The sequence below is a fragment of the Clostridium ragsdalei P11 genome (genome assembly GCF_001675165.1).
Lineage (GTDB): Bacteria > Bacillota > Clostridia > Clostridiales > Clostridiaceae > Clostridium_B > Clostridium_B ragsdalei.
In genome coordinates this window covers 56,230-74,592 of the sequence record NZ_LROS01000016.1, presented here as the reverse complement: position 1 = coordinate 74,592, position 18,363 = coordinate 56,230, and the positions used below count along the sequence as shown (strand labels likewise).

Genomic DNA, 18,363 nt, shown 5'->3' with positions numbered 1-18,363 from the left:
CCATTTTCACTCTTTCTTCTTCTGTATATTTTCTTATGAAATTCATAAAAACCCCCTCTCAAAACTCTAAATTAATTTTAAATTAACTGAGTTAATTATTCCAGCTTTATGAGGGGGCCTATGAGCTCTCAACTTTCAATTTTCAACTCTCAACTCAAAAGCTTTGCTTGGCAAAATTTTATATGTACAAAAATTGAGTATAGAAAATCTAAAATATAGTTTTAAACTAGAAACCATTTTTTAAATATGCAAGTCCAAGTCAATCATATTCCTTATTGGAACTATAATTGGACTTTTAATGTTCATTAAAATCAATTAAAAGTGTTATTTTACATACTATTATCTATCATAAATTGGATATGCAATATTTTTGATTAAAAAAATATGAATAAATTCATGTTTTTACTTGCAATTAACCTTATATTTTAATATAATATAGTTATGAAATTTAGATATTAATGTGAGGTGAGGCAAATGAATATAATTTCTAATTTTAAGTTTCAATTAAATAAGGACAGGGTTATAAAGATGGTGCAATCTTATGGTAAAATGCCTCAATATAATGAACTGGATAAGATGTACAAAAATTTATTACCTATACTAAAAGATCATTCAAATCCACTGGGAATTTTTAAGATGGAAGAAAAAGATGAAAGTATTAATTTAAATATGTTATCTAACTGCAAGTTTACAATATATTGTCTAATAACTTTAGGGGAAAAATGTACTAATAAAATAAATGAAATGTTTGAAAGTGGCAACTTTTATGAAGCTTTGGTACTAGATTCCATGTCTAGTAATTACCTATTTAACATGAGTTCTCAACTGCATCACATTATATGCAACAAAGCTTCTAAGATAAATTTAGGTATTACTCATAAAGTAGCTCCTGGGGATGGAGAAATAGAATTAGAATATCAAAATAACATTTTAAGCAAACTTAGAGATGCCAAGTTTCACAATGTTAAGATGGTAAATAATTGTGTATATCCTCATAAATCCCTAACTTACATTTATGGAGCAGATAAAAGCATATCTGTAAATGGAGATGATCACTGCTGCTCAAGATGTAGTAATGTATTTTGCAATATGCGTCATATAGAAAAGGAAAATAATTATGCTGTAGAAAAAGCTATTAATTGTGCTTAATACAACATGTATATTAAAAATGGTCTAGTATATTTTATTCTAATAAAATATACTAGACCATTTTTAATGCAATTTAACTCAATATTATCTAGCTAAATTTAATATTTTTACAATATCATCTTTATTTAGTTTTACAAATTGTCCTACAGTTTTGGTTCCATTATCCGTGCACTTATTAGCCATTTCTTCAATTTTATCTTCTCCTATACTTCCTTCTTTTAAAGTTATAGGTAACCCCATGCTCTTGAAAAATGCTGTCATTCTCCTTATGCCTTCAAGTACAATATCTTCACAGGAACTATAAGATAAATCTACATCCCATACCCTTACTGCAAATTGTACAAATCTATTGATATCATGTTTATATACATATTTCATCCATGCAGGAAATACAATTGCAAGTCCTGCTCCATGGGCAATATCTGTTTCCCCACTTAATTCATGTTCAATTTTGTGAGAAGCCCAATCACCTATTCTACCTGTACTAAGCACATCATTATGAGCTATAGTACCAGTCCACATAATTTCTGCCCTAGCATCATAATTTTTAGGATCTTTTAAAACTATTGGGGCATTATTTATAACATTTCTAAGTGCAGCTTCGCAAAGCCTATCAGTTAAATCTACATGTTTCACATTTGTAAAATATCTTTCCATTATATGTGCCATAATGTCACAAGCACCACAAGCAGTTTGATATTCTGGTAGTGTAAAAGTAAGTTCAGGATTCATAATTGAAAAAGCAGGTCTTATAAGTACCGTATTTAATCCTTTTTTAAACCAACCATCTTCATTCATAATAACAGAACTATTACTAGATTCTGTACCTGTAGCAGGTAATGTTATTACAACTCCTACAGGAAGAGCCTCTTTTACTTCAGCTTTGCCCGTATAAAAATCCCATACATCTCCTTTATAAGGTACTCCTACAGCAATAGCTTTAGCTGTATCTGCTGAACTTCCTCCTCCTACAGATAGTACAAATTTTATATTATTTTCTCTACATAGTCTTATACCTTCTTTAACAGGTCCTAATCTTGGATTAGGTTTAATTCCTGGAAGTTCTATAAATTCAATTCCATTTTCTTTTAAGGACTTTATAACTCTATCATAGAGGCCCGATCTCTTTATACTTCCTCCCCCATAGCAAAAGAGTATTTTATCTGACTTTGAATACTCCTTTACTTTACTTCCTACAAGATCTTCGGTATCCTTACCAAAAATAATTTCTGTAGCATTTTTAAAAATAAAGTTTTCCATAATAACATCCCTCACTTACTAATTTTTCTGATTATGCTAAATAATAAAATAACCTTTATTATTTTAATTTCAATTTAGCTAATGCATCCGCTAAAGCTGAATTCATTGGAACTTCACTTTCTTTTTTCATCTTCTTCATATAATTTGCTACGTCTCTTTTACTGTTCTTGCCTTGCTTATTATCAAATCTTTTATTAAAGGATGATGCCTTCTCTCTAAAATTACAATTATTATTTATGCAAACATAAACTTGGCCGTCTCCATGTCCTCTAAGTTCCAATTTTTTATGACATTCAGGACATCTTGCATTAGTTAATTTTGCTAAATTTTCTCTATGGCCGCAAGTCCTATCTTGGCATACAAGCATTCTTCCATGCTTTCCATTTACCTCAAGCATATATTTACCACATTCAGGACATTTAGCTCCTGATAAATTGTCATGTCTAAATTTATCGCTGCTGGATTTTACATCTTCCACAAGCTTTACTGAATAATTCCTCATATTGCCTATGAAGCTTTTATCATTTAGTTTTCCCTTACTTATCAAATTCAGGTCAGTTTCCCATTTTGCAGTTAAAAGTGGTGATTTTAAATCTTCTGGAACCAATTCCACAACCTGCTTTCCTTTAGAAGTTGGGATTATTTCCTTACCTTTTTTCTCTACATAAAAAGTATTAAATAATTTTTCAATTATATCAGCTCTTGTAGCAACTGTTCCAAGTCCACCTGTTTCTCCAAGAGTTTTTGCGTATTCCTTATTCATATTAATATATTTTTGTGGATTTTCCATGGCAGATAACAACGTTCCTTCATTAAATCTCGCAGGCGGCTTAGTCTGTCCCTTATGCATTTTAACTGCTGTAAGCTTTATACTATCTCCTTTATTTAAGTCCGGAAGTACCTGTTCCTTTAATTGATTTTCATGCATCCCATCATTATCATCAAAGTCTTCATCCTTATCATATACAGCTTTCCATCCTTTTGATTTAATTACCTTTCCACTAGCTGCAAAGATTTCTCCATTAACTTCTGCCTTTACAGTTGTTTGCACGTATTCAAAAGGAGGAAGCATAACACTTAAAAATCTCTTAACTACTAAGTCATACACTTTTCTTTCTTCATTACTTAACTTTGAAAGAATAACTCTTTCCTCTGTTGGAATTATAGCATGATGATCTGAAACCTTACTATCATCTACAAAGCCCTTATGTGCCCTTATTTTCCCTCTCATAATCTCCATAGCAAATTTGCTATAATTTCCTACTGATATTGCTTTTAATCTCTCTGGCAGCGTAGGTACTATATCCGCTGAAATATATCTTGAATCCGTTCTTGGATAAGTTAAAAATTTATAATTCTCGTACAATCTTTGCATTATAGAGAGTGTCTGCTTTGCAGAGTAACCAAAAAGTCTATTAGCATCTCTTTGAAGCTCTGTTAAATCATAAAGTGCTGGTGCATATTTTTTCTTATCGCTTTTTATTACATCAAGTATTTTCCCATTTTGGCCATTAACTTTTGATACTACTTTATTTGCAAAGTCTTCATCAAAAGTATTAAAATGTCCATTACCATTTTGCCATTGAAGAGTATATCCATTAGCATTTCCAGTTATACTGTAATAATCCTTTGGTTTAAAGTTTTTAATTTCCTCTTCTCTATGAACAATCATAGCTAGAGTTGGAGTTTGAACTCTTCCTGCTGAAAGCTGAGCATTATGCTTACAAGTTAATGCTCTTGTAACATTAAGTCCCACAATCCAATCTGCTTCTGCCCTACACTGTGCTGCCCTATATAAGTTATCATATTGTGATGAAGGTTTTAAATTCCTAAAGCCTTCGTTAATAGCTTTATCTGTTTGAGAAGAAATCCAAAGTCTTTTTATAGGCTTATTTACTCTAGCCTTTTCAATTATCCATCTTGCTACTAGTTCCCCTTCTCTTCCAGCATCTGTAGCAATAACAATTTCTGTTACATCTTTTCTATTTAATTGTTCCTTTACTGTATTAAATTGTTTGCCAGTTTGTTTTATAACTACAAGCTTTAAATATTTAGGAAGCATTGGTAGATCTTCTAGCTTCCAAGTTTTATATTTATCATCATAAGCTTCTGGATCTGCTAAAGTAACTAAATGGCCCAATGCCCAAGTCACAATATACTTTTCCCCTTCTAACCATCCATTGCCTTTTTTACGACATTTTAAGACCCTCGCAATTTCTCTTCCTACAGAAGGCTTTTCAGCCAATACCAATATTTTACCCATATTTATTTCCTTTCATGCTTTATTAATATCATTATATTTGTCTTTAGGCATTTGAAAGAAAATAACAAGTCAAAGATGCGACGAATATTTTTTATCAAACAAGGAGGCAGGTTCCGCAGATAGTAAATCCTATCTAAGGGTTCTACCGACGCAGTATGATAGAAAATAGGCTAGCATACTGACTAGTTATTTCTTTGAAAATGCCTTATCTATTAGATACAAAACAATGTTGGTTTAAAATTTACTATATTGTAAAAACTTCTATTTCATATTATACGATTTATTATACCTCTTTACAAGTTGAGCAGCCTGAATAGGTTCAGACTTCTCATATATAGAATTTATAACTTGAAAGTCAACTCATGCGATATTTTTAAAGAACAAAGTTCAAATATCAAATTAGGGATAATTTTCTTCCTAACGTCAGAAAATATTAAAATTATAGATTTCCTGAGGTATGATAGAAATCGTCTTTATCTGTTCTTTGTTATTTAAACTTTGTTCTTTTTAAAAGCTTTGCTTAAACTGCAAAATAAGGCTTTTAAGTATAACTTCAATTTTGTCATTACATTTCATGTATAAGTTTAAATTTTTAAGTTAGTCTAATTAAAAATCAACTTATACGTAGTATAAGTTGATTTTTGTTTAATATATATATTTAAACATTAGTCTGGGTAATTTAAGTTTTTATCTGTGATATTTGTTAAAACTTCCTTTAGAAATTTATTTGCCAGATATTTTGCCATAGAAAGATTCATATCTAAATAATTTCCACAATCCTTTGCAGCTGCTCCAGGCACATCTCCTTCAAAGTCTGCAATAAACTTATACATTTCCTTAAGTAAATCTACTACATCTTCTGACTTATAATCTCCTTCTAGTATTAAATAGAAGCCTGTCCTACACCCCATAGGTCCAAAGTACACAGTTTTAGATCCATACACTTTATGATTTCTCAAAAAAGTTGCACCTAAATGTTCAATAGTATGAACTTCTGCTGTATTCATAACAGGCTCAAAATTTGGTCTTGTCATTCTTATATCAAAAGTAGTCAGGACTACATCTTTAAACTTATCTTTTCTTGATACATAAACACCTGGCTGTAATTTTAAATGATTAACTGTAAAACTTGCAATTTTTTCCATTGCCTATCGCCTCCTAAAACTAATTGTATATTAGCATTTATATCCTTTTGCGTCAAACAATTATCTCTTTTCAATTGCAATGATCATAGGCGGATTGTTAACTTGATTTGTAAAACATAAATTAACTACATTATATTCCTTCTGATTTAATTTTTCTGTATATTTCTCCAGTTCTTCTTTTTCAAACTTTCCCTCTTTATGTCCGTAATATACAACTAAAATTATTATTCCATTTTTACATATTAAATTCAAAGTTTTTTTAAGTGCGACTAGTGTAGTTGCTGATTTTGTTGTAACAGAATGTTTCCCTTTAGGCAAATACCCCAAATTGAAAATAACGAGATTCACTTTATCTTTTACATATTTGTCCATGTTTTCATGACCATCATGTATTAATTTTACCCATTCAGATACATTGTTTTCCATTAACTTTTCCTTTGTATTTTGGATGGCAGCTTCTTGTATATCAAAAGAATAAACTTTCCCAGAGCTTCCTACAAGTTCTGCTAGAAGTTCCGTATCATTTCCATTTCCCATAGTAGCATCCACTGCTATATCGCCTTTATTAAGTTTTCTTTTACATATATTCCTAGCTATATTAACTGCATTTGTAAAATAATTTTGCATCAAGTACCAGCTCCATAACCTTTACTAAAATATTGTAGTAATAATTTCTATATCATATTATACATCTAATCTGTAAATTTAAAAGTCCAGGCTTTACTTTAGTATTATCCTTTTCATAAGTCTTAATTAGTCCAGTTGTTATACTTAAATGTTCAAAAATATCATGTATCTACCTCTTCATAATTATTTTCTTGTATCTCTTTCTAGAAAATAAAATAGTAATTCTGCTCGTTCTTTCTGTTTCTTTTCTAAAACATCTGGTGCCCAATTGTAGAATCCTCGTCCGCTCTTACTTCCTAATTCTCCATTTTTAACTTTACTCTTAAGTAATTTGGAAGGCTCATTTGAATTGCAAAGATCTTTTAATAAATAAGAAGCTATTGAATTAACTGTATCAATCCCTGCTAAATCTGCAGTGCAAATTGGTCCTGTAATAGGTAGTCTTCTTCCAAGCCCATATTCAATAGCCTTATCAACCTCTTCTGGTTTTGCCCATCCCTGCTCTACTATATATAAAGCCTCTCTTAAAAGTGCATGCTGAAGTCGATTTCCAATAAAGCCTTGACATTCTTTCTCCATTCTAATAGCTTTTTTGCCTATAAATTCAACCCATTCCATAGTTATTTTCATTGTTTCATCTGATGTTCTTTCACCAGGCACCACTTCTACAAGAGGAATTAATTGTGGTGGATTCCAAAAATGAGCAACTACTACTCTTTCCGGATGCTTTGTATTCTTAGCTATATCTGTTGGTAATAATCCTGACGTACAACTCGATAAAATCGTATCATTAGGGCAAATTTCATCTAACTTTTTAAAAATATCTTGTTTAAGCTCTAAATTTTCTGCTAAACATTCAATTACTAAATCAGCACTTTGAGCTGCCTCTATAATTGTTTTAACAACTTTTATTTTACATAAGATTTCTTCTGGTTGTTTGTTATTCAATTTACCTTTTTCCTTAAAAAGTTCCAAACTTAATTCTATACTTTTCATTCCTTTGTTTAAACTTTTATCTGACCTTCCATACAATAATACATCTAATCCTGCTTGGGCACATAATAATGCTACTCCATGTCCCATTGTTCCAGTACCTAATACAGATACAGTTTTAATTTTCATATTCCCGCTCTCCTTAACATAATAATTGGAAATTGCTTTTTATTTCATTAAATAAAAACCAGTAATTTCATTTAACATTGAAATCACCGGTTCATTTTTTAATTTTTAGTGCTTATTAGTTATTACTGTTCCTGTTTTACCATGAAGTGCTTCTTTAACTTTTTCAAGAGAAGTTATAATAGTCTGTCTGCCCTTCTTTGATTCAGCAAACATGACAGCAGCCCTCACTTTAGGTAACATTGAACCTGATGCAAATTGTCCTTCGTGAATATATTTATGAGCATCTTCTATGTCCATTTGTAATAGGTCTTTTTGATTGTCTTTATTAAAGTTTATTGAAACCTTCTCAACTGCAGTTAATATTAACAAAATATCTGCATCAATTATTTCTGCAATTTTTTCTGACGCAAAATCTTTATCAATAACAGCTGCAACCCCTTCAATTGTATCATCATCTTTTTCAATTACCGGGACTCCACCGCCACCTACAGTTATTACTACATGTCCTGATTTAACTAGCGTTTTAATAATTTCATCTTCCACAATAGATTTTGGTATTGGTGATGCTACAACACGTCTCCAGCCTCTGCCTGCATCCTCTTTCATTGAGTATCCGTTATCTTTCATAAGCTTTTCAGCTTGCTTTCTCGTGAAAAATGACCCAATTGGTTTTGTAGGATTCTTGAATCCTGAATCGTCTTTATCAACTACAACTTGTGTAATAACTGTTGCAACCTGTTTACTTATTCCTCTCCTCTTTAACTCCTGTTTTAATGCTTGCTGCAAGTGATATCCAATATATCCCTGGCTCATAGCACCACATTCAGGGAAAGGCATAACGGGATTTAATGCGTTTTCTCTTTCTGCTTTCTCATATGCAGAAATAATCTGTCCTATCTGTGGACCGTTTCCATGTGTAATAATAATTTCATTTCCATCTTCTATAAGATCTACTATTGATTTGGCAGTGTCCTTACATGTCTTAAGTTGAGCTTCTGCCGATTTATCTTTTGGGTTTTTCTGAAGTGCATTTCCTCCAAGACTGACAACAATTTTTAACATATTTATATCCTCCGAAATTTCGTATTAATTCTTATTGTGTTTATGGTTGAATATTTTTGTCTTTGTCATCAAATCTTATTTTGTATTCTTCATTCATTATTCCTAACTTTCCTAAAATATAGAAACAGATTGATAATAAAATACCAACTATAGCTGCAAATGCCATACCTTTAAATTGTACTGTTCCAATTGTAACACTAGCTCCGCTTACACCAACAACAAATGTAATTGCACCTAAAACCATGTTATAGTTTACACTAAAGTCAACTTTTTCTTCAACAAACATTCTAATACCTTGGACAGCTATTAATCCATAAAGAAGCATTGTAATTCCGCCCATAACAGGCCCAGGAATTGCTTGTATAGTAGCAGCTATTTTGCCACAGCATGAGAAAATAATTGCAAGAATAGCAGCTCCCCTAATAACCCATACAGAATAAACACGAGTGATAGCCATAACTCCTATATTTTCACCATAGGTTGTATTTGGTGTTGATCCCGTAAAACCTGAGATAACGTTGCTGATACCATCTCCAAGAAGTGATCTCCAGAGTCCTGGATCCTCTAATAGATTTGAACCGGTTATTCTACCAGTAACTATTAAATGACTTATATGCTCAGCAAGCACGACAAGACACGCCGGTGCAATTATAAATATAGCACTAATATCAAATACAGGTGCTGAAAAATGAGGAATCTGGAACCAACTTGCAGCTGTAATTAATTTTGTATCAACCATCCCCATTGCAAATGAAAGAAGATAACCACAAATAACAGCAATAAGAATTGGTATAACCTGTGCAAATCCTCTAAATAAAACTGAACCAAATATTCCAATAGCCAATGTAAACATAGCAACTCCAATAACACGAGGGTCAGCAACATATGGCTGAACTACTTTACCAACTGCTGTTGCAGCTGGAGCAAGTCCTGCCTGAGTTGCTGCTGTTGGCGCAAGTTCGAGTCCTATGACAGCAACCACTGCGCCCATTACAGCCGGAGGCATTACCACATCAATCCATTTTATTCCAAATCTTTTTACAATGAGGGCCATTACGATAAAGAATAAACCAAAAAAGATAAATCCAGATTGAGCGTGACTAACTCCACCAAAGGAGCCAATAATTAAAAGAGTAGGAGCAATAAATGCAAAACTTGAACCTAAATATGCTGGAATTCCGCCTCTAGTAAAATAAGAATAAACCAATGTACCGATACCATTCATAAGCAAGCAAATCGCTGGATTTATGCCCAATAGTAATGGAACCAAAATAGTTGCACCAAACATAGCTGTCAAATGTTGAAAACTAAGAGGTATAGTCTCAAGTACTGGTAGCTTTTCATGAATTCCTACAATACGTCTCATAAATTAACACTCCTATAAATTATTTATTTAAGTTCAGTGCAGTATCATTAAATGTATAATATTGCACCGAAATAAATCAAATTTAGTGCTTATATTCATTTAATGCTTTATATACTTTTTCGGCTGTAAATGGAGTTTCAAACAATTCAACTCCTGTAGCATCTGCAATAGCATTTCCCATAGCAGATGTTATAGATATCATTGGATGTTCAGCACATCCTCTTGCCCCGTATGGCCCATCAAGTTGTGGAGTTTCAATGCAGTGGACCTCAATAGAGCCTGGTAAATCCTGCATTGTTGGAATTTTGTAATCGACAAAACTTTTAGTTAATAATTTGCCTTCCTTGTTATATTTAAGTTCTTCTGAAATAGCCGTCCCCACTCCTTGAACAACTCCACCAACTATTTGTCCTTTAACTGCCATTTCATTAATAACCTTGCCTACATCTATAGCTGTTACAATTTTTATAATTTTTGTATCCCCTGTATTAGTGTCTACTTCAACCTCCATAGCATGAGCACCGAAAGTCCAATCTAAAGCTGGTCTTCCCTGTCCTGTTTCTTGATCTAAAATTGTTAACCCTTGAGCTATACTATTGCCTCTGCCAATTAGTGGACCGCCGATTCCGTTTCCATTTGGATAGGTGTATCCCACTGCAATTTCACTATAGTATACTTTTTCTTCTGGAAACTGTTTTACATAAACACATTCATCACCAAGTGCAAGATCATGTTTAGCTGCACGCAATACAATTGCTGCCACATCAAAAATTTGTTCCTTTAAATCATTACATGCTTCAATTACGGCATTACCTGCAAGTATTGTCATACGACTTGCCACAGTCTGCCAATCATATGGTGCTTCATCCGTATCTGTTTCAAATACTACATGAACTTTTTCAATAGGCAAATGAAGTCTCTCTGCAATAATCTGAGCCATTGCTGTATATGAACCCTGTCCCATATCTATACCTGCAACATTAAATCGTAGAGATCCATCCTCATTCATTTGAACAATAGCTGATGTAGCTGCATTACTCGGCATTGCAGGTGCTTTATGCAAAACAGCTATACCTTTGCCCCTATATTTACCCGTTTTCTTTTCTAATGCTTTTTCTTCTTCTGATTTAGGTTTTCCCCATCCTATTCTATCGGCTACAGTCTTTATACATTTGATAACGTTTCCAGATTGTTCATGAATAGGTTCACCTGTTATAGTAATAGATCCTGGTCTTAATAGATTTTTAAGCCTGAACTCAAGTGAGTCCATACCTAATTTTTTAGCAACCAGTTCCATTTGCCTTTCAATAGCCCAGAAAATCTCTGCGTGTCCAAATCCCCTGTATGCTGTACCAAATAGATGATTTGTATAAACAGTTTCGGAATCTAGTTTAACATTTTCTATGTCATATGGACCTGCCCCAGAATAACCGGTAGCTCTTGTAATATTAACACCGTAATCTGCATAAGCTCCTGCATCCCAAAGATATTCAATTTCTTCTGCTATAATTTTTCCTGATTTTTTAACTCCTGTCTTAATTGTAGCAACTAGACCCTGTCTGCAAGGCAGCGTTGATATTTCTTCTTCCCTTGTTGCTACAAATTTTACTGTCTTTCCGTTTGAAGCTTTAGAAAGGAGTGCAATTAATGGTTCAAGATGAATTCCTGCTTTTCCTCCGAAACCACCACCTATATATGGTACTATAACTTCAATATTCTCCATTGGTATATTTAAAGCAATACTAAACAAATTACGCAGTGTAAATGGTGACTGTGCACTACTCCAAATTTTTATCTTATCACCCGTACCCCATTTTGCAATTACTGAATGAGTTTCCATTGGAACATGAAGTATTTGAGGTACATAAAATTTATTTTCAATTATTAAGTCCGATTCTTCAAACCCTTTTTTAATATCACCTTTTTTTAACTTAAAGTGATTTGATACATTTGTGTTTGCTTCTGGGAAAAATACGCCTGGAATAGTTTTGTAATTTCCTAAATCTGGATGAATTAAAATAGCATTAGGTTTTACTGCTTCTTCAACATCTAGTAAAACTGGTAAAGGTTCATATTCGACTTCAATAAGATCTATTGCTCTTTCAGCTATATCAATATTAACGGCTGCAACGGCTGCAACTGCCTCACCAAAATACCTTACTTTATCTACGGCAAGTATTGGTTTATCAACAATATATATACCAAGCTTCTGATAAGCCTCATGACCAGTCAAAACTGCTTTTACTCCAGGTAACTCTTTAGCCTTACTTGTATTAATACTTTTAATTAATGCATGTGCATAGGGGCTTGTTTTGATTTTTGCATAAAGCATACCTTTAAAGCTTATATCTTGAACATACTGTGCTTCCCCAGTAACTTTTTCTACTCCATCAATCCTAGGGATTCCTTTTCCTACATAATTATAGTCCATATTATTCACCATCCTTTGATGCTGCTTCAATAGATTCTATAATTGCCTCATAACCTGTACACCTACATAGATTTCCCTGCATAGCTTCTTTAATTTCATCTTTTTTAGGATGAGGTTTCCTAATTAATAATGCTTTAGCTGACATTATCATTCCAGGAGTACAGAAACCACATTGTAGCCCATTATGCTTAATAAATTCTCTTTGAAGTTTTGACAATTTTCCATTCTTTGCTTCACCTTCAATTGTCTGTACTTCTCCCTCTGCAGCTTCTAATGCCATAACACAACAAGAGTTAACAGCTTTACCATTTAAAATAACGGTGCAAGCACCACATTCCCCAGCGCCGCATCCTTCCTTAGTTCCTGTTAATCCAAGTTTCTCTCTTAAAAACCAAAGCAGGGTGCTATTTGAAGGTATCTCTTCAAAAATTTCTTCTCCATTAACAAACAAATGTATCTTTTCCATCATGTTTATTTTCCCTCCCCTAGCTGTTTTAAAATTTCACAGGTTAAATACCTAGCCATTGCTAATCGGTACTCTTTCGTTGCTCTTACATCATCAATTGGATTAATTTTACTCATAACTTTATCAGCGATTTTATTTTTATCTGCTATAAGGTTTTTATTTTTATAGTTATCAAAATCTTCAACTAAAATTGGTGTAGGAGCAACTGCACCTAATGAAATTTTCAAGTCTCCATTTTCCTTTAAATATCCAGCAACACTTATTTGTGAAAGGTCATGTCCTTTTATTCTTGATTTCTTTATAAACCTTCCTTCTCCTTTTATTGGTGGATAAATAACTTTTGTCACCATTTCATTTGTTTTCAATGCATTTCTCTTAACTCCAGTAAAGAAATCTTTAAGTGGTATTTCTCTGTTACCGTTTACTGATGAAACACAAACTTTTCCTTCTAGCACAAGTGAAGTTGGAAGCATATCTCCTCCAGGTGATGAATTACATATATTTCCAACTAATGTAGCTCTATTTCTTATTAAAGCATTAGCAAGAGATTTAGAAGCATCAATTAATACTTTATAACTTGGTCCAATTTTATCAGATTCAATTATCTCATTTAGAGTAACTGGGGAGCCAATAGACAATCCATCGACCTCATTATATTCTATACCCCTTAGTTCATTTATACCTTTTATATCAACAAGATATTTACAATGCACTGTATTACCTTTAAGACCAACTATTACATCTGTCCCACCAGCTAATATCTTGACTTCTTTGCCAAATTTATCTATCAGTTCTAAAGCTTCTTCTAAATTTTTAGGCTTTATATACTGAAAATCTTGCAATTTTATTCCTCCTAATTAATAATACTCACAAAACACCCCTAAAATATTATGCATTTACGTATAATCATGCCATATTATCAGGGGTGTTTTAATAATTAAACCACTAGTGTTCTTTACTTATCTTATTATTTTATATCTTTAAAAATAAACCCATAGCAATCATTATTTGTGCCTTCTTTGACAACTCCTACTGTTGATATAAGTTTCATTCCTATGACGGGGTTATCTACTTCTAGTTGGCCGCTTACTGTGAGACCATTTTCAAATTTAACTATGCCAAAGTATAAATACGGTTTCATATATCCTTCAGGAAGATTATACACTTTTGTGTAAGTTAAAAGTGTTACTTCACCTTCTAGCGGAACTTCTTCAAATGATCTATTACCACATTTTTTACATACAAAATGCTTTGGATGGTGGAGCTGCCCGCAGACTGTACATTTGTAAGCGTACATTTTTTCATCCATAGTTACTCCGCCTCCTTTGTGAGTATTGTTGCTACAACATTATTGCCAAATCCACCGAAGTTTACAGCGAGCCCAGCCTTAGCACCTTTTACCTGACGACCAGCTGCTTCCCCTCTCAGTTGTTTTACAATTTCTACGACTTGTGAAACTCCCGTTGCACCGAGTGGATGACCTTTTGCCTTTAAGCCTCCTGATGTGTTTATTGGAATCTTACCTCCAATTTTTGTTTCACCATTTCTAGCTGCTATGTGGCCTTCTCCCCTCTTAAAGAAACCAACTTCTTCAGATTCTACAATTTCAAGTATCTGAAATGCATCATGAAGTTCTGCTACGTCAATATCCTCAGGTTTTAATCCTGCCATTTCGTATGCGTTTTGTGCTGCCAATCTTACTGCAAGTAAATCTGTGGATACTTCTCTTTCTGCTACTGCATGTGTATCTGTAGCTTGACCAATTCCAGCAATTTTAACTGGTTTCTTTGCAAATCTATCAGCTTTATCCATAGCACACAGCAAAACTGCTGCTGCACCGTCTGAAACTGGACAAACTGAGTATAATCTAAGTGGAGAAGCCACATAAGGATTAACTATACCGGCGTCTTCGTCTTCAGTAATTGCATAAAGATTTGGTACTATATGAAGATGAGCTACCGGATTATGCAGTGCATTTTCATGATTTTTGACTGATACAATTGCTAAATCCTTTTCTGTAATTCCGTACTTTTCCATGCACAATCTTGTAAACATTCCTGCAAGCGTTGGAAGCGTTATACCATAATTATATTCTGCCTCAGGATGAAGCATGGTAGCAACAAAGTCTGTGCCTTCCCATCCACTGACAACTCTCATCATTTCACCGCCAACGACGAGAACAGCATCACACATTCCGCTGGCAATTGCCATATAACCTAGTTTTATTGCTGAAGCACCCGATGCAGGACCATTTTCTACAGTTTCAGCCATTGCCGGTCTTAAATTCAAAGTGTCTACAAGTGCAGATGCAATACCACTTTGTTTATTTAATATACCAGCACCCATTGTAGCTACAAAAACTTGATCTATTCCATGCTGTCCTTCGGCTAGTTTAACGCCGGCATCATCAAGTGCTTCTACAGCTGCCATACTGATCATATCGATAAAAGTCCCCCCTGAAAATTTACCAAAATTAGTATGGCCAACACCAACAATTCCTACTTCGCGCATCTTTTATATCCCGGAATCTGAGCATAAGTTTCTGGGAGGATTGGGTTTTCAGTAGTCTTTAATAGTTCAGCACTTACTGGACGTCGTCCAGCTAATTTATCAGCTTTATGTTTTTCCCATAATGCCCTAGTTAATACATACGTTGGTACACCCCCTAATTCGTGCCATATTTCCGGTCTTGATTCTAATTCATATTCAATCATCCATCTTTTAAATCCATTTGGACTTTCTGCAACTATCCAAACTTCTTCTTGCTTTAAGATATCAAGATGGTATTCCATTTTAGCTGCAAATAACTGTGCTCCTATTCTAAGTCCTTGTCTTAATGTCATAGTATGATAAGACATTCCAACCTTATCATCAACAGTACGACCATTAACAATTCCTACTATAACTCCATCTATAGTTCCGATTAAGCAATACTCATCCTTAACTCTGTATCTGTAATATCCTAATAATTCTGAATATATTCTAGATGCAACTATATCATAAAAATCCTTTTCTACTATCATTAGAGGTTTAACTGCTTCTAATATATGAGGAACCTCATCCCTTCTAATTTGACGAATTACTAATTTATCTCCACTAGCCATAGTTATTACCTTTGGCGGATATTGTGCCAATGGTGTTTCAACTGGTCTTAAACTTTGTTCCATTTTATCTACTATCATTTTCAACATCCTTTCTATTTAATTCAAATTTTTGTTTTTGTATTTCTAATTTAATTATTTAGCATCAAATGCAACTATACGGCATATGCAGGATTCTCCACCTACAAATCTCCATGGGAAGCACCCTATTACTAATCTCTTTCCCAATACCTTATCAATATCTCCACCTAAATTTTCAGCATGTACAATATTATAAGGGAACAAATCATAATGCATTAACTGATAGTCTTCATCAGGCCAAAAATCTGCAATTCCCTTACCATATTTAGCTCTCAAATATTTTTCTGCCTTCTTAGCTTCTTTTGGAGCCCATTCACGAATTTTTGTATTCATTGGATGATCTGCAGAACCACAATCAACTCCCAACCATTTGAATTCCATTTTCCTGCACCATTTTGAGAATTCTTTTGTTGGACCTGGATGTCTCATCATTACTCTTTCTTCATCAGCTTCTGGCTCATCCCATGCATATTTGTGATAACCAGTATGGATTATTAGTATGTCACCTTTTCTAACATCCGCTCTTTGCATAATATCTTTTGAGGTATATATTCCGTAGTCTTCTGCTATATCAGAAATATCAACAACAACTCCTGGTGCTACTAATTCTTCAAGTGGAATAGATGAAATGTCTCTTCCATGAGTACAAAAATGCAGCGAACCATCAAGATGAGTACCTACATGATTAGAATGAGTTAATACTTGGCCATTTGCACCATTTGATGAAAGTCTTTTGAAAAACTTGATTTGCAGTGGTTCATAAGTTGGCCATGGCGGCGTTAAATGGCTAATTTTTTGAGTTAAATCATACATTTGTACATTTTTGAAAGAATCAATAATGTTCATAATATACCCTCCATTTATTTTAAATTATATTTTTTAATAAACGATTTAAGTGCATCTTCAAAGCACTTCATTGGCGGATTGACTACTCCCGCTCCAATCTGTCCTACTCCCGCTCTATTGCAGGCAATTCCAGTATTTATTACAGGCAGTATTCTTGTTTCTATGACTTTCCTCATGTCTATTCCAGTAGGTGTGCCTCTGAAGTTAATATTCGGTATCTTGTATGCATTATTTTCTGCATAAGTTATCTCATACATAGTGGTTGTATAATTAATTGCATCTTTTGGCGTTCCCCCTACAAATTTAACAATTGCTGGTGCTGTTGCCATAGCAAAACCACCAATTCCAGCTGTTTCAGTTATGCAGCTATCACCAAGATCAGCATTAGCATCGCTTTCATCAAAACCTGGGAAATATAACCCTCGTACCATTTCACAAGGAGCTGTAAACCATTTCTTACCTGTCCCAGCTACTCTAATTCCAAAATCAGTTCCATTTCTGGACATTGCTGTAAGTATTGTACAATATTCAATATCTTCTAATGGATCTAAACTGCATTTACAAGCCGGCATGGAAATATTTAAAAAGAAATGATCATTTTTATCAATAAATGTTAAGACAGCTGCCTTATGTTCATCTGAAAATTTAGTTTTTACAATTGCTGGTGCAAGTTCTCTAAACAAAAGTGACGTTGCAGCTTTATTTCTATTATGTCCTTCATCACCCATCTGAAGGAACTGTGCTATTATTGTTTTTAAATCTATACTCCCTTTTATTTCTAAAGCTGCTTTTAGTACTGGGGCAAGTGAGTTTTGCATCCAATTTAATCTATCTATAACTTCACTACTATATGCTCCGAATCTCAATACTTTGCCTAATCCTTCATTAAATGTGGAATATGCATAATTACCAAAAGTTTTATTTTTTAAAATCCAAACTGGCATCGAATACGTAACCACACCTGCCATTGGACCAACTGTTGAATGGTGATGACAGCAATCATATGTTATCTCTCCGGAAGATGCCAATTTAATTGCCTCTTCTTCATTTGATGCCAACTTTTCGTAAATTAGTCCACCAATTATAGCTCCCTTAACTGGTTCGCTCATTTTATCCCATGTTATTGGTGGTCCTGCATGAAGAATCGTTTTTTTCGTCATCCCAGGTATTACTTCCCCAGCTTGACCTACTCCAATAAGTATTGGTTTTGCAGCTAGAAGTCTATCTATTGCTTCTTTATTAGCTTTTTCAATTTTAGATGCTATGCCTTCGTCTTCTAAAAGAGAAAGTCCTTTGCTTGCTTCACTTGGTGGTCTCCAATTAACATGAATACATGGTACATGTTGATCTTTCAAATCTTTGGAGAAAGATTCTAATCCTAAGTTAATGACCTTAATGTTTTTGTTAAATAATTCATTTACTGCAGTCAAACCAATCACTTCCC

The 18,363-nt window shown here is 33.6% G+C and carries 16 protein-coding genes; 1 reads left to right on the top strand and 15 read right to left on the bottom strand.

What is annotated here, in order from left to right:
• The first annotated feature begins 474 nt into the window (after positions 1 to 474).
• The gene (locus CLRAG_RS08685) at positions 475 to 1,149 is read left to right on the top strand and encodes a hypothetical protein (protein ID WP_065078074.1); all 675 of its coding nucleotides are present in this window, start codon (positions 475 to 477) and stop codon (positions 1,147 to 1,149) included.
• An 84-nt stretch (positions 1,150 to 1,233) separates the two neighbouring features.
• Here the strand turns inward: CLRAG_RS08685 and CLRAG_RS08680 are convergent, their stop codons facing one another.
• The 15 genes from CLRAG_RS08680 to CLRAG_RS08610 all read right to left on the bottom strand — a co-directional run bounded on the left by CLRAG_RS08680 (position 1,234) and on the right by CLRAG_RS08610 (position 18,358).
• Positions 1,234 to 2,409 (bottom strand): iron-containing alcohol dehydrogenase, encoded by a 1,176-nt coding sequence (locus tag CLRAG_RS08680; RefSeq protein ID WP_065078073.1) that lies wholly within the window; start codon positions 2,407 to 2,409, stop codon positions 1,234 to 1,236.
• Positions 2,410 to 2,467: 58 nt separating this feature from the next.
• Positions 2,468 to 4,672 carry a DNA topoisomerase III gene (locus tag CLRAG_RS08675; RefSeq protein WP_065078072.1) on the bottom strand — a complete coding sequence of 735 codons (2,205 nt, stop codon included), beginning with the start codon at positions 4,670 to 4,672 and terminating at the stop codon, positions 2,468 to 2,470.
• Positions 4,673 to 5,337: 665 nt separating this feature from the next.
• Positions 5,338 to 5,817 (bottom strand): S-ribosylhomocysteine lyase, encoded by a 480-nt coding sequence (locus CLRAG_RS08670; protein WP_063556345.1) that lies wholly within the window; start codon positions 5,815 to 5,817, stop codon positions 5,338 to 5,340.
• 60 nt (positions 5,818 to 5,877) lie between these two features.
• The gene (gene mnmM, locus CLRAG_RS08665; protein ID WP_207644799.1) at positions 5,878 to 6,444 is read right to left on the bottom strand and encodes a tRNA 5-(aminomethyl)-2-thiouridylate-methyltransferase MnmM; all 567 of its coding nucleotides are present in this window, start codon (positions 6,442 to 6,444) and stop codon (positions 5,878 to 5,880) included.
• A gap of 183 nt (positions 6,445 to 6,627) precedes the next feature.
• Complete coding sequence (locus CLRAG_RS08660; RefSeq protein ID WP_065078070.1) at positions 6,628 to 7,566, bottom strand: 3-hydroxyacyl-CoA dehydrogenase family protein; 939 nt, start codon at positions 7,564 to 7,566, stop codon at positions 6,628 to 6,630.
• 105 nt (positions 7,567 to 7,671) lie between these two features.
• Complete coding sequence (arcC, locus tag CLRAG_RS08655; RefSeq protein ID WP_065078069.1) at positions 7,672 to 8,628, bottom strand: carbamate kinase; 957 nt, start codon at positions 8,626 to 8,628, stop codon at positions 7,672 to 7,674.
• Positions 8,629 to 8,668: 40 nt separating this feature from the next.
• Complete coding sequence (gene uraA, locus CLRAG_RS08650) at positions 8,669 to 9,994, bottom strand: uracil permease (protein WP_065078068.1); 1,326 nt, start codon at positions 9,992 to 9,994, stop codon at positions 8,669 to 8,671.
• Positions 9,995 to 10,076: 82 nt separating this feature from the next.
• Complete coding sequence (locus CLRAG_RS08645; protein WP_065078067.1) at positions 10,077 to 12,425, bottom strand: xanthine dehydrogenase family protein molybdopterin-binding subunit; 2,349 nt, start codon at positions 12,423 to 12,425, stop codon at positions 10,077 to 10,079.
• 1 nt (position 12,426) lies between these two features.
• Positions 12,427 to 12,894, bottom strand: a complete 468-nt coding sequence (locus CLRAG_RS08640) for a (2Fe-2S)-binding protein (protein WP_065078066.1) — start codon at positions 12,892 to 12,894, stop codon at positions 12,427 to 12,429.
• Positions 12,895 to 12,896: 2 nt separating this feature from the next.
• Positions 12,897 to 13,733, bottom strand: a complete 837-nt coding sequence (locus CLRAG_RS08635) for an FAD binding domain-containing protein (RefSeq protein WP_065078065.1) — start codon at positions 13,731 to 13,733, stop codon at positions 12,897 to 12,899.
• A 125-nt stretch (positions 13,734 to 13,858) separates the two neighbouring features.
• Positions 13,859 to 14,200: a Zn-ribbon domain-containing OB-fold protein gene (locus CLRAG_RS08630; protein ID WP_063601667.1), complete on the bottom strand. Its 342-nt coding sequence runs from the start codon at positions 14,198 to 14,200 to the stop codon at positions 13,859 to 13,861.
• A 2-nt stretch (positions 14,201 to 14,202) separates the two neighbouring features.
• Positions 14,203 to 15,402, bottom strand: a complete 1,200-nt coding sequence (locus CLRAG_RS08625; RefSeq protein ID WP_065078064.1) for a thiolase C-terminal domain-containing protein — start codon at positions 15,400 to 15,402, stop codon at positions 14,203 to 14,205.
• The gene (locus CLRAG_RS08620) at positions 15,390 to 16,073 is read right to left on the bottom strand and encodes a hypothetical protein (RefSeq protein ID WP_065078063.1); all 684 of its coding nucleotides are present in this window, start codon (positions 16,071 to 16,073) and stop codon (positions 15,390 to 15,392) included. The genes CLRAG_RS08625 and CLRAG_RS08620 overlap by 13 nt, the downstream gene beginning before the upstream one ends.
• Before the next feature lie 54 nt (positions 16,074 to 16,127).
• Positions 16,128 to 16,919: a cyclase family protein gene (locus CLRAG_RS08615; protein WP_065078062.1), complete on the bottom strand. Its 792-nt coding sequence runs from the start codon at positions 16,917 to 16,919 to the stop codon at positions 16,128 to 16,130.
• 14 nt (positions 16,920 to 16,933) lie between these two features.
• Positions 16,934 to 18,358, bottom strand: coding sequence for a YlbE family protein (locus tag CLRAG_RS08610; protein WP_338030863.1), 1,425 nt, complete (start codon positions 18,356 to 18,358; stop codon positions 16,934 to 16,936).
• Positions 18,359 to 18,363: the final 5 nt, after the last annotated feature.

Bases quoted from the DNA above. Each gene is read 5' to 3' on its own strand.
- CLRAG_RS08660 (WP_065078070.1), bottom strand. From the start codon at position 7,566: ATGAAAATTAAAACTGTATCTGTATTAGGTACTGGAACAATGGGACAT.
- CLRAG_RS08670 (WP_063556345.1), bottom strand. From the start codon at position 5,817: ATGGAAAAAATTGCAAGTTTTACAGTTAATCATTTAAAATTACAGCCA.
- arcC (WP_065078069.1), bottom strand. From the start codon at position 8,628: ATGTTAAAAATTGTTGTCAGTCTTGGAGGAAATGCACTTCAGAAAAAC.
- uraA (WP_065078068.1), bottom strand. From the start codon at position 9,994: ATGAGACGTATTGTAGGAATTCATGAAAAGCTACCAGTACTTGAGACT.
- CLRAG_RS08630 (WP_063601667.1), bottom strand. From the start codon at position 14,200: ATGGATGAAAAAATGTACGCTTACAAATGTACAGTCTGCGGGCAGCTC.
- CLRAG_RS08640 (WP_065078066.1), bottom strand. From the start codon at position 12,894: ATGATGGAAAAGATACATTTGTTTGTTAATGGAGAAGAAATTTTTGAA.
- mnmM (WP_207644799.1), bottom strand. From the start codon at position 6,444: ATGCAAAATTATTTTACAAATGCAGTTAATATAGCTAGGAATATATGT.
- CLRAG_RS08685 (WP_065078074.1), top strand. From the start codon at position 475: ATGAATATAATTTCTAATTTTAAGTTTCAATTAAATAAGGACAGGGTT.
- CLRAG_RS08620 (WP_065078063.1), bottom strand. From the start codon at position 16,073: ATGATAGTAGATAAAATGGAACAAAGTTTAAGACCAGTTGAAACACCA.
- CLRAG_RS08625 (WP_065078064.1), bottom strand. From the start codon at position 15,402: ATGCGCGAAGTAGGAATTGTTGGTGTTGGCCATACTAATTTTGGTAAA.
- CLRAG_RS08645 (WP_065078067.1), bottom strand. From the start codon at position 12,425: ATGGACTATAATTATGTAGGAAAAGGAATCCCTAGGATTGATGGAGTA.
- CLRAG_RS08680 (WP_065078073.1), bottom strand. From the start codon at position 2,409: ATGGAAAACTTTATTTTTAAAAATGCTACAGAAATTATTTTTGGTAAG.
- CLRAG_RS08615 (WP_065078062.1), bottom strand. From the start codon at position 16,919: ATGAACATTATTGATTCTTTCAAAAATGTACAAATGTATGATTTAACT.
- CLRAG_RS08675 (WP_065078072.1), bottom strand. From the start codon at position 4,672: ATGGGTAAAATATTGGTATTGGCTGAAAAGCCTTCTGTAGGAAGAGAA.